Raw genomic sequence first — 11970 nt, forward strand, 5'->3', positions numbered from 1 at the left:
TGATGAATATTGTTATTTTTTGAAAAGGCTTTCTTGCTACATATTATTATATAGTTACAGAGGTGTACATACAATAAATATGTTTTGCTACAAAAACGATTTTCTCTATATGCTATAATGAAGAAACATATAGCTATAAGGAGAGGTACGAAATGATTCCAGTAACAATATTAACTGGTTTTCTTGGATCAGGGAAAACGACTTTATTAAATCGTATTTTATCAGAAGATCACGGTAAGAAATTAGCGGTGATTGTAAATGAAATAGGGCAAATCGGTATCGATAATCAGTTGATTATGAATGTTGAAGAAGAAATTATGGAAATGACAAACGGCTGTTTATGCTGTACAGTGCGTGAAGATTTGCTCGTTGCTTTAAAACAATTACTGGACGTAAAAGCAGAAGGGAAAATGGACTTTGATGATTTAGTAATTGAAACGACTGGCCTTGCAAATCCAGGTCCGATTATTCAAACATTCTTTTTAGATCCAGTTATTCAATCTGCATATCAAATTAACGGTGTTGTAACGGTGGTAGATAGTTATCATATATATAAACATTTTGAAAAAGGATTAGAGGCAAAGGAACAGATTGCATTTGCTGATGTAGTATTAGTGAATAAATTAGATCTAATTGACGAAAGTGAAAAGGAAAATCTCTTGCATGAACTGCAAGCAATTAATCCAACTGCAAAGTTAATCGAGGCGACTAACTGTGAGGTAGATATACCATCATTACTACAAATTCAAACGTTTAAAACGAAAGATACGTTACAAATTTATCCACATAAAGAACATAACCATCTAGAAGGTGTAAAATCGTTTGTACTACGCGAAGAACGTCCGTTAGATTTACAAAAACTGAATGAGTGGATGTCAGCTGTTGTGCAAGAGCTAGGGGAGTATCTGTATCGTTATAAAGGGATTTTATCTATTGACGGAGTAGATAAACGTATTGTGTTCCAAGGTGTACATACATTATTTGCAGCTTCGTACGATAGAGAGTGGCAAGAGGGTGAAAAACGAGTAAGTGAAGTAGTTTTCATCGGTAAAGATATTAATAAAGAATGGTTCCAAGAACATTTTCAAGAGTGTGTGAAATAAGTCTGCGTAATTGCAGGCTTATTTTTTGTTTACTAATTATTGGGTTTTGTATTAAAATAGTTTAAAAATACTAAAAATTTAGTATTTTTAAAAGGGAGGTGCGGAATAATGCGTCTAATGGCTCTTGGCCTACTTACTAAAAGGGATTCGTTATCTGGTTATGAAATACAACAGGCTCTAGATATGGTGCAAAGTAGTAAATGGGCAGAGGTTTTTCCAGCATCTATATACCACGCACTGAAAAAAATGACACAAGAGGAATTAATCCGAGTAAAAGCAATTGAAATGACCGGTAAACGGTCGAAAACGATATATTGTATTACAGAAAAGGGAAGTCAAGAATTTAAAAGGTTACTAAAGGAGTCGTTTCAAAAAACTTCAGTTGTGTTTCCGAAACACCTATATACAGCGCTAACTTTCCTGTCAGAAGAAGAGGGGATGAGAGAAGAAATCTTAGAGGCTTTAGAAGAGCAGAAAAGTGAAATACGGTCTACTTATGAAGAAATGCGGGCGGGAGAAAGACTGAAAGATAATGCGCCAGAGTATGTGAAACTTATTTTCGAAAACATGTATGAACAATGTGAGATGCAACTTCGATTTATTCATAAGTTAGAAAAACTATTAAAAAACTAAAAATATGGTGGGAAGAATATGAAAATTGATCATCTTGTTGTAAATGTAAATAAAGAAATACAAGAAAATAAGGAAACGATTAAAAATGTACATTCTATCGGGCTTCCATATGTTCCGAAATGGGGAAAGGGAACAAAAGGATTTAAAGTATCTAACATATGGATTGGGAAAGAATATTTAGAATTAGTAAGGGTAAAAACGAAAGACGGAGGTGGTTGGGTACAAGACTGGGTTCGGAAATATAATGATGGCCATAGAGGGCTTATCGGATTAGCAATTGATGTTGAAAATATAGATAATACGTATGAAAAAATGATTAGAGATGGAATTAAAGTTACAAAACCAGAACCATTGCAATTCAGGTGGTTTTTTAATTTATTTAAGAAAACAATGCCATGGAAAAATGCATACATACAGCCGATGAAGGGGATGCCGTTTCAATTTTTTCTACAACAAATGAAAGATCAAAAGAGCAGAGAATATATGGAGAAATATATGTATCCAAATAGTGTGGAAGAGGGCGTCACGGGAATTGTTGCGGTGAAATTGTATGGAGAAGTAACAAATGAAGATCGGAACATTATTGGATGTCTATTTTCAGATGTTACAAATGAGGAAAAAGAAATAATTATCCGTTTAAAAAATCAAGTGATTCATCTAATTCAATCGAATGAGCATTTCATTGAGATAATGCTAGATTCCAACAACGAAGCACATAAGGGAAAGAAACTAAACATAGAAAACATAACATTGATAAATGTATAATAAAAAGCCTGTTTTCACAGGCTTATATTTTCATCTATAAGTAATTCCATTACAACACCTACAACTGGACCCTCATCATCAATATCCCCGTTTAAACGGAACCCAAATGATTCATATAGTCCCATTGCGTGTTTGTTGTCTGGGTGTAAACTTAAGTAAATTATTTTACATTTAAATTGTTGTTGCAAAAATTGAAGGAGTAAGCGCAGGAAACGTTTTGCGTATCCTTTTCCTTGATACTGTTGATCAATCATAAAGCGATCTAACCATATGCTTTTATATTTTTTCGAATACCATCCATACATTGCATATCCAACAAGTGCTTCTCCATTATATAAACCTACTGACGTCCCGTTCTCTTCATATAATGACTCGGCTAAAGAAAACGCATTACTTTCAATAAATTGCTGCTGGTCTTTTACGACGTTTAAAGCAGCCACTGAACGCCAGTTTTTTGCTGTTACTTCACAAATGTGAAGATTCATAATTCCAACTCACCTTCTAAAATAGTATAGCTGAAAGCTAATATGGATAATTTTACTTGTTATTTTGGTCAAGTCAAGGATAAATACATAAAAAGGCAGCTGAATGACATATTCAGCTGCCTGGAAAATATAGTTAATTAGTTTGTTGCTTCTTTCAATGTATTTACGTTTTCTTCCATTAAAGTGAAGTAATCTTTATTATTTTTCGCATCGTCTTCAGAAATAGTAGCTAAGTGATTTAAGCGTAAAATCTTTGTGCCTGTTTCTTTTTGAATAACGGACGCTACTTTTGGAGTAGAGAATGTTTCAAATAAAATATATTTTAAGTTATGTTCTTTTGCTGTTTTTGCAATATCAGCAAGTTGCTTTTGAGATGGCTCATCAGAAGCTGAAATTCCAGCGATAGGAATTTGTTTCAGGCCATAGCGTTGTTCCCAGTATCCATAAGCAGCATGAGAAACTAAAATTTCTTTCGTTTTCGCATTCGCTACAGCAGCTTTAAATTGATCGTCTAAATCAGTAAATTTTGTTTGCAGTGCTGCAAAGTTCTTTTCGAATTCTTGTTTATGATCAGGTTGTAATTCTACAAGAGCATTTTTAATTTTTTCTGCTTGTTTCATCGCAAGTGTAGGATCTAACCATACGTGTGGGTCTTTGTCGTGATGATGTTCTTCTTCTTTATGGCTATCTCCATGGTCGTGATGTTCCTCTTCAGTCGAAGTACGAAGTTCGATACCTTTTGATGCATTTACAATTTTAACATTTTCTTTTTGTAATGTTTTTTCCATTTTCTCAGCAAATGGTTCTAATTCAGCACCGTTATAAACGAATAAATCAGCTTTTGCAACTTGTACTGTTTGTTTTTGACTTGGTTCAAATGTATGTGAATCGGCACCAGGTGGGTAGATTGCTTCAACCGTTACATAGTCGCCACCAATTTTTTTTGCGAAATCAGCAAGAGGGAAAATGGTTGTATAAACAGTTAGCTTTCCATCTTTCTTGGCAGTACCTTCTTTTTTATTTGAGCAGCCAGTAAAAATTAAAGTGAAAATAAGTAAGAATGAAAATATAGTCAATCTTTTAGGCATGAAGTTCTCCTCTTTTCTTTTTATACGGATATATTTTCCCCAATTATAGAAAAAAATATCATTTTAATACAAAACGGAATAATTACGTTTTAGTTTGCGAACTTAGTATAATACATCTTTAATAAAGTTGCAATAAATAATAATCATTACGATTTGTTTTTGTTATAAAGTTTTCAAATATAGATGTATTATTTTTGTAAATGCATGCATATGTGACAATGCTTTTTTCATATATTTGAAAGGAGGATGAAGAGGGGGCTGAGTGCTTGGATTACTTAATGGAAGCTATTTTATTGATATTAGCAGTAGTATTGCCATTATCTTTTGTATTAATATTTTTAAGAAGATTAATAAGTAATTTAGGAGACGCTACAACAATAACGAAATTGCCAGAGAAAGATGAGAAAAAAGAGTAAGTAAAGCACTATGCATACGCATAGTGCTTTACTTATGGTAAAATAAGAAAAGGAAACTCCTAAAAGTTGTATTTTGCTGAAGGAGAGAAAAGTAAAATAAGAGGTATATGCATATATGAATAAGCGAACAGCGTTAGTACTTGGTGCAAGTGGTTTAGTTGGACAAGAGATAACGCGTCTATTACTTGAATCAGATTACTACGATTCGGTTACTATTTTTGTAAGAGAACCAATGCAATGGCAGCATGAGAAGTTACAGCAAAAGCAAGTAGATTTTTCGTTATTAGAGGAATATAAAGAGTTTTTTGCTGTAGATGATGTTTTTAGTTGCCTAGGAACGACAATAAAAAAAGCAAAAACAAAGGCAAATTTCAAAAAAGTAGATTATGAATATACGTTACGTGCTGCTTGTTTAGCTGAAAAACAAGGGGTGCAAAATTTTCTTGTTGTGTCTTCGATGGGAGCAAATCCAAAATCATTTTTCTTTTATTCCCAAGTAAAAGGAAAAATGGAAGAGGAGTTGCAAAAGTTAGTGATCGGTGGTATTCACATTTTTAGGCCATCATTATTAGTAGGAAATCGACAAGAATTTCGTTTTGGTGAACGAATGGCTGAAAAGGTATCTCGTATTATTCCTTTTATATTTAAAGGTGCTTTTAAAAAATATAAACCTATATCTGCTAAAGATGTGGCAAAAGGGATGTATATAACTGCGCTGCGAGAAGAATCGGGTCACCATATTTATAATTCAAATGAAATCACAACGATAGAATAAATGAAACCGAGAAGAATGACTTCTCGGTTTCATTTATTCATATTGATTTTCCCAGGTGCTCGCTTATATTGATACGGTTCTTGTAATTCAAAGCCAAGTTCATTGGCGGCAATTCTTGGGAAGTACGGATTGCGAAGCAGCTCACGTCCGATAAATATTAAATCTGCTTCGTTATTATTTAAAATTTGCTCTGCTTGTGAACCAGTCGTAATCAATCCAACTGCACCAGTTGCAACCTTAGCATGCTCCTTAATATGCTTGGCATATTGTACTTGGTAACCAGGATACACATCGATATGTGCCGGTACAACTGCACCAGAACTACAATCGATTAAATCTACCCCTTGTTCTCTCATCCAACATGTATACTGCACATAATCTTGAACCATTAACCCGTCAGGATGATAATCATTTGCTGAAATACGAACAAATAACGGTCCGTTCCAAACTTCATTTACAGAGTCAATGATTTCGCGTAAGAAACGATAGCGATTTTCAGATGAGCCCCCGTATTCATCCGTCCGCTTATTGGAAAGCGGGGAAAGGAATTCATTAATAAGATAACCGTGAGCGCCGTGTAATTCAATAACATCAAATCCGGCCCGTTTTGATCGTAACGCGGCCTTTTGAAAAGCTAATACGGTGTCTTTAATTTGCTGTATACTCATTTCTACTGGTATTTTCATTACATCATTAAACGGAATTGCTGATGGAGCGAATGCATCCGTTTCTAATTCAGCTTTTCTTCCGGCATGAGCAAGTTGAATAGCTGCTTTTGCACCGTTATCATGTATAAATGTTGTCGTTTTATGTAAGCCTTCAATTAGGTTATCATCCCAAATTCCTAAGTCTTTGTTAGAAATTCGTCCTTCAGGTAACACAGCTGTTGCTTCAATCATAACTAAACCTACTTGGCCGGCAGCGCGAGTTCCATAATGAATAAGATGAAAATTCGTTACTCGGCCATCCTCATTCTCCGATGAATACATGCACATAGGCGACATAACAATACGGTTTTTTAGCGTAACGTCCTTAATTGTATAAGGTGAAAAAAGTTGGGAATTCATCAAATAGCCTCCTTGATTGAATTTTCTTACATTGTATCATTCTCTTTTTTGTTTCTCTAATAAAACGCTTATACGAAAAATTTTGTCTATTCGTGTTACAATGACTAATATGAAATGAATTGGAGGATGACATATGTACCAGGCCTATTATGAAAGTAAATTAGGTTTGCTGGAAATTACAGCGAACGAAGAAGGAATTATGTCTGTTATATTTGTTGATGAACGACAAGAAGAAAATACTAATGAAATGATAGATCAATGCATAAATGAGCTGGATGAATATTTTAAAGGAAAAAGAAAAGAGTTTACTGTGCTGTTGTCTGCGGAGGGAACACCATTTCAAAAAAATGTATGGGATGCACTTTATACTATTCCGTATGGCGTAAGTGCTTCATATTTAGATATTGCAGAGAAGGTTGGAAATACGAAAGCTGTACGAGCGATTGGAGGAGCAAATAGCCGTAATCCAATTTCAATAATCGTTCCGTGTCACCGGGTAATAGGAAAGAGTGGAAAGCTTGTTGGGTATGCGGGTGGTTTATGGAGGAAAGAGTGGTTGTTAAAACACGAAGGTATTTTGAAATGAAGTATGGGTGGAAAGAGGGATTGTTTTGGAATGTATAAATTGTGGGCAACCTTGCGCGAATGACCAGTTAAACTGTGCAAGTTGTCAGCGTAACTTGCATAATTCACAAGGTGAAGGAAGCTCGCTAATAGACAAAGAATTAGAAGAATATGTAGGGAGACAATATCCGTATTACAAAAGAAAATGGGAGCTTGAGAATAAGCGAATTGCAAGGTGGAGTTGGAATGGTTGGGCTGCTATTTTTAATATAGGTTGGCTTGGATATCGTAAGTATTATTTACCTGCCGCTTTATTTTTGCTGCTATTAGTAGCATGTGATGCGTTTTCTTATTATATGGGGTTCAACGTGGCATTACCCATCATTAATATGGTACCTCTCACGTTTTTATTACTCATTTTTATTTTATTTGGAATGGGGATTTTTGCAAATGGATTGTATTATCAATTTGCAGAAAGGCGTATATACCGGATAAAAGCACGGGGAATTAAAGATAAATCGGTTGAAAATTATCTCATTCGTGATAGTGGCGGAACGAGTAAAATGGGAGCGACAATCGTTACTATTTTAGCAGTTGCCAGTATTTTTTTCAGTCATTTCTTTTTTCCAACTGATCGAGATATTATTCAAAAAGTTCGTACTAGCTCGCTTTATGAATATCCTTTCTTTTCAATTGGTGAATCGTTCGAAAATTATTTTCAAAATTCAGGGTGGATATATTATCGTGGGACGGAAGGGTTAGAATTAGTAGAGTTTCAAGGATATAGCGCCGGGATGCCAAAACAAAAGGTGACGATTCAATTTGTTGTTGATTATAAATTGGGTGAAGTTGAGCCATACTCACTTACGATTAATGGTGAATCTAAAAATGAAGAAGAGTTCTTGAAGATGATGGACGATATATTTAAAGTTCAAAATCCATTTGACGTAGAGGATGGATTACAAGTGAATGCTATACAAAAAGTGGATGGAAAGTAATTTCTGACCGCTTTTTTCTTTTTTATCAAAATAAATATTTAAAATAATCTGAATCTTTTGTATAATGATATGTATTATACAGGCTTTCATTTATACATATAGATTGGGGGAAGGAAGAATGAAGAGGAAGGTAACAATGATTGCTGCACTTGCGTTATCGACTAGTGTATTGGTTGCGGGATGTGGGAATGGGGAGAAGGCCTCGACAACGAAGAAAGAATCAGATAAGGGAGTGGCAGATAAACAAGTTTTAAATTTACTAGAAACAGCCGAAATTCCTTCAATGGATACATCTAAATCAACGGATTCTGTATCTTTCCGTGTATTTGTAAATGCAATGGAAGGATTATATCGTCTAGATAAAGATAATAAACCAACTCCAGGTATGGCAAAAGATGTGAAGATTAGTGAGGATAAAACGACATATACATTTGAATTACGTGATGCAAAGTGGTCAAATGGCGATCCAGTTCGAGCACAAGACTTTGTCTATGCATGGCAACGTACATTAGATAAAGCAACAGCTGCAGAATATGCATTTATTTTATTTGATGTGAAAAATGCACAGAAAGTAAATAAAGGGGAATTACCGTTAGATCAATTAGGTGTAAAAGCGAAGGATGATAAGACGTTAGTTGTAGAATTAGAACAACCAGCACCATATTTCCTTGAGCTTACTTCGTTCCCTTCATTTTTCCCATTAAATGAAAAATATGTGAAAGAACAAGGGGATAAATACGCATTAGAAGCGGATAAATTATTATACAATGGTCCGTTTACTTTAAGTGAATGGAAACATGAGCAAAGCTATCAGTTAAAGAAGAACCCGAATTATTGGGATAAAGATGCTGTAAAGTTACAAGAAATTAATGTAAGTGTTGTAAAAGAAACGAGTACAGGGGTAAATTTATATGACAGTGATCAAGCAGATCGTGTTATTTTAAGTTCTGAGTTTGTTGATAAATATAAAAAGAATAAACCAAATGAATTTAAAACGAAGCTAGATCCGCGTATGTATTTCTTACGCTTTAATCAACAAAATGCAACATTTAAAAATCAAAAGGTTCGTGAAGCAATTGATTTAGCATATGATAAAAAAGGGATTGCGGATGTTATTTTAAATGACGGTTCTCTGCCAGCATATTTCTTAGTACCTGAAAAATTTACGACAGGTCCAGATGGGAAAGACTTCCGCTCTGTAAATAAAAACTTCCGTGACAGTAAAGATAATGCAGCGAAAGCTAAAAAACTATGGGAAGAAGCGAAGAAAGAGCTTGGGCAAGATACAATTACAGTAGAATTACTAAATGATGATAACGGTAGCCGTAAAAAAGTGGGCGACTTTATTAAAGAAGAACTAGAGAAAAACTTACCTGGCATTAAAGTGAATTTGAAACAACAACCGTATAAACAAAAACTAGATTTAGAGAAGAAGTTACAATATGAATTCTCGCTATCTGCATGGAGCCCAGATTATCCAGATCCAATGACTTATATTGACATGTTCGTGACAGGAAGCACATTTAATGAAATGGCGTATTCTAATCCGAAGTATGATGATTTAGTAGCGAAATCCAAAGGAGAACTACTAAAAGATGATACAGCCCGTTGGAAGGCACTTGCAGAAGCTGAAAAGATTTTAATTGGTCAAGATGCTGCTATCTCTCCTACGTATCAACAAAGTACAGCGTATTTAGAGAAGCCATATGTTAAAGGTATTGCTAATCATACGTTTGGTGGGGACTTTAGTTATAAATGGGCATATATTACAAAAAAATAGTATAATGAAAGATGAGTGAATTTTCGCTCATCTTTTGTTTGTATAAGGAGGAACTACAGTTGCTAAAGGGAATCAATCATCTTTGTTTTTCAGTGTCTAATTTAGAAGATTCTATTAAATTTTATGGGAAAGTACTAGAAGGGGAATTATTAGTTAAGGGGAGAAAACTGGCGTATTTTAACATATGCGGAGTGTGGGTAGCGCTTAATGAAGAGGCGCATATTCCGAGAAATGAGATTCATCAATCGTATACGCATCTCGCATTTTCTGTAGAACGAAAAGATTTTGAACGTCTGTTAAAACGATTAGAAGAAAATGATGTTCATATTTTACAAGGAAGGGAACGTGATGTGAGAGATTGTGAGTCTATATATTTTATTGATCCTGATGGTCACAAATTTGAGTTTCATTCAGGAACGCTACAAGACCGTCTAAATTATTATAGGGATGAGAAACCTCATATGACATTTTTTTAAGGAGGGAGAACATTTGCATGCACTTGTAATTGGTGGAACAGGGATGTTAAAGAAAGTTTCTATGTGGCTTTGTGATCAAGGGTTTCATGTCTCTATTATTGGGAGAGATGAAGTGAAATTAGAAAACGTTAAACGAGCGAGTTCTGCACCAGAAAACATTACATGCCTTCCGTTAGATTATCATAATGATGACGATGTAAAGCTAGCTATTAAAAGTGCAATTGAGAGAATTGGTCCAATCATACTAGTGGTCGCATGGGTACACTCAAGTGCAAAGTATGCGTTATCACTCATTTGTAAAGAGTTAGAATTGTCGTTTGGAACATACAGTTTATTTCATATTTTAGGCAGTAAAGCATCGCGTATGACCGCACAAAAAATAGGTGGCACACGATGTAATTATCATAGAATTATATTAGGTTTTATGTTAGAAGGTACATACGGAAGGTGGCTTACCCATGATGAGATAGCTGATGGGGTAATAAAAGGAATTGAAAATAAACGTGCGGAATGGGTTGTAGGGAGCGTAGAACCGTGGGAATTACGGCCAAACTGGTAAGGGGGAATAGGAGATGAAAACAACTGTATATGTAACAAGACATGGCGAAACGGAATGGAATGTAGCGAAGCGAATGCAAGGTCGGAAAAATTCAGCTTTAACTGAAAAGGGTATGTTACAAGCGAAACAATTAGGGGATCGAATGAAAGATTTATCGATCCATGCAATCTATAGTAGTCCGAGTGAAAGAACACTCCATACTGCGGAGTTAATAAAGGGAGAGCGTGATATACCGATAATAGCTGATGAGCATTTCTATGAAATCAACATGGGTATATGGGAAGGACAAACAATCGCTGATATAGAAAAGCAGTATCCAGAAGAAGTACATTTATTTTGGAATGAGCCACATCTTTTTCAGTCAACATCAGGAGAAAATTTTGAGGCCGTTCATAAAAGGGTTATTGAAGGGATGCAGCTGCTTTTAGAAAAGCATAAAGGAGAAAATGTATTAATTGTTTCTCATGCGGCAACGGCGAAATTACTTGTTGGTCATTTCGCTGGTAATGAAATAGAAAATGTGTGGGATGATCCATTTATGCATAGCGCTAGTCTTAGCGTAATAGAATTTGAAGAAGGTAAGGGTAAAGTGAAGCAATTTGCAGATATAAGTCACTTTCAGTAAACATGAAAAAAGGCCGTAAAAACGGCCTTTTTTCTGGACATAAGAAACTAGCAATTACGTTTTTTATGCCAGAAGTGATCGAATTTCTTATTTTTGCAAGATGGGAAATGATGTCTGCCTTTGCAATCATTCCATTTGTGCCCGCAATCGTGACAGTCCTTACCATGATCCCATGAATCATCGCAAGAGCCACCATGACCATGAGGGAAAAATACACATTTTTTACAGAAACATCGTTTTGTCCAGAAACATTTCTTTTCAAAGCGTATGCATTTTGTAACGAAAGTACAATGTTTTCTGCGAGTACGTTTTGTAACTAAAACGCATTCTTTTCTACGCGTCACTTTCGTAACGAACGTCCATTTTTGAACGCGTACACGAGTACATTTTGTAACAAATGTCCATTTTTTCACATGAGTACATTTTGTAACGAAAGTACAATGTTTCACGCGAGTACATCTTGTTCTTGGACATTTATGCCCTGTTGTACATTTACATTCTGTTGTACATTTATGATGAGAGAATTTATCATCATCGCATTCAAAAGTACTTGGATCTTGATGTAAGAAATCCTCCATCCCTGCACTTTTGATTTCTTCAACAGCTTTTCTAATATCACGTTTCATAGAAATCCTC

Annotated in this window: 14 protein-coding genes and 1 pseudogene; 11 read left to right on the forward strand and 4 right to left on the reverse strand. The window is 35.0% G+C overall.

All coding sequences use genetic code 11. The annotated features are described in order from the left end of the window. The first annotated feature begins 152 nt into the window (after positions 1–152). The 3 genes from ACQKNR_RS19270 to ACQKNR_RS19280 all read left to right on the forward strand — a co-directional run bounded on the left by ACQKNR_RS19270 (position 153) and on the right by ACQKNR_RS19280 (position 2501). Positions 153–1103 (forward strand): CobW family GTP-binding protein, encoded by a 951-nt coding sequence (locus ACQKNR_RS19270; RefSeq protein WP_427319690.1) that lies wholly within the window; start codon positions 153–155, stop codon positions 1101–1103. A gap of 108 nt (positions 1104–1211) precedes the next feature. Beyond that, positions 1212–1736: a PadR family transcriptional regulator gene (locus ACQKNR_RS19275; protein ID WP_427319692.1), complete on the forward strand. Its 525-nt coding sequence runs from the start codon at positions 1212–1214 to the stop codon at positions 1734–1736. 18 nt (positions 1737–1754) lie between these two features. After that, positions 1755–2501 (forward strand): VOC family protein, encoded by a 747-nt coding sequence (locus ACQKNR_RS19280; protein ID WP_427319694.1) that lies wholly within the window; start codon positions 1755–1757, stop codon positions 2499–2501. Between the two features lie 14 nt (positions 2502–2515). Here the strand turns inward: ACQKNR_RS19280 and ACQKNR_RS19285 are convergent, their stop codons facing one another. Beyond that, complete coding sequence (locus tag ACQKNR_RS19285; protein WP_427319696.1) at positions 2516–2986, reverse strand: GNAT family N-acetyltransferase; 471 nt, start codon at positions 2984–2986, stop codon at positions 2516–2518. Between the two features lie 137 nt (positions 2987–3123). Next, positions 3124–4074 (reverse strand): metal ABC transporter substrate-binding protein, encoded by a 951-nt coding sequence (locus ACQKNR_RS19290; RefSeq protein ID WP_427319698.1) that lies wholly within the window; start codon positions 4072–4074, stop codon positions 3124–3126. A 266-nt stretch (positions 4075–4340) separates the two neighbouring features. On the opposite strand from ACQKNR_RS19290, the gene ACQKNR_RS19295 reads away from it, so the two are divergent. After that, positions 4341–4490: a hypothetical protein gene (locus tag ACQKNR_RS19295; RefSeq protein WP_427319700.1), complete on the forward strand. Its 150-nt coding sequence runs from the start codon at positions 4341–4343 to the stop codon at positions 4488–4490. Between the two features lie 115 nt (positions 4491–4605). Beyond that, a complete protein-coding gene (locus ACQKNR_RS19300; protein ID WP_427319702.1) occupies positions 4606–5265 on the forward strand; it encodes an oxidoreductase in 660 nt (219 codons plus the stop codon). Between the two features lie 29 nt (positions 5266–5294). On the opposite strand, the gene namA is transcribed toward ACQKNR_RS19300, so the two are convergent. Further along, positions 5295–6332: an NADPH dehydrogenase NamA gene (gene namA / locus ACQKNR_RS19305; protein ID WP_427319704.1), complete on the reverse strand. Its 1038-nt coding sequence runs from the start codon at positions 6330–6332 to the stop codon at positions 5295–5297. A 133-nt stretch (positions 6333–6465) separates the two neighbouring features. Here namA and ACQKNR_RS19310 point away from each other — a divergent pair, with 133 nt between their 5' ends. The 6 genes and pseudogenes from ACQKNR_RS19310 to ACQKNR_RS19335 all read left to right on the forward strand — a co-directional run bounded on the left by ACQKNR_RS19310 (position 6466) and on the right by ACQKNR_RS19335 (position 11334). Continuing rightward, on the forward strand, positions 6466–6918 hold the full coding sequence (locus tag ACQKNR_RS19310) for a methylated-DNA--[protein]-cysteine S-methyltransferase (RefSeq protein ID WP_427319706.1): 453 nt from the start codon (positions 6466–6468) through the stop codon (positions 6916–6918). A gap of 25 nt (positions 6919–6943) precedes the next feature. After that, a pseudogene (locus ACQKNR_RS19315) lies at positions 6944–7941 on the forward strand (DUF2628 domain-containing protein). Between the two features lie 71 nt (positions 7942–8012). Further along, positions 8013–9674: a peptide ABC transporter substrate-binding protein gene (locus ACQKNR_RS19320; RefSeq protein ID WP_427319708.1), complete on the forward strand. Its 1662-nt coding sequence runs from the start codon at positions 8013–8015 to the stop codon at positions 9672–9674. 59 nt (positions 9675–9733) lie between these two features. After that, positions 9734–10150: a FosBx1 family fosfomycin resistance bacillithiol transferase gene (gene fosB / locus ACQKNR_RS19325; protein WP_427319710.1), complete on the forward strand. Its 417-nt coding sequence runs from the start codon at positions 9734–9736 to the stop codon at positions 10148–10150. A 13-nt stretch (positions 10151–10163) separates the two neighbouring features. Continuing rightward, the gene (locus ACQKNR_RS19330; RefSeq protein WP_427319712.1) at positions 10164–10709 is read left to right on the forward strand and encodes a short-chain dehydrogenase; all 546 of its coding nucleotides are present in this window, start codon (positions 10164–10166) and stop codon (positions 10707–10709) included. Between the two features lie 13 nt (positions 10710–10722). Continuing rightward, positions 10723–11334 carry a phosphoserine phosphatase 1 gene (locus tag ACQKNR_RS19335; RefSeq protein WP_427319714.1) on the forward strand — a complete coding sequence of 204 codons (612 nt, stop codon included), beginning with the start codon at positions 10723–10725 and terminating at the stop codon, positions 11332–11334. 47 nt (positions 11335–11381) lie between these two features. Here ACQKNR_RS19335 and exsB read toward each other — a convergent pair whose 3' ends face one another. Beyond that, positions 11382–11960, reverse strand: a complete 579-nt coding sequence (gene exsB, locus ACQKNR_RS19340) for an exosporium protein ExsB (protein ID WP_427319716.1) — start codon at positions 11958–11960, stop codon at positions 11382–11384. Positions 11961–11970: the final 10 nt, after the last annotated feature.

This window comes from Bacillus sp. NPDC094077 (genome assembly GCF_050279465.1).
GTDB lineage: Bacteria > Bacillota > Bacilli > Bacillales > Bacillaceae_G > Bacillus_A.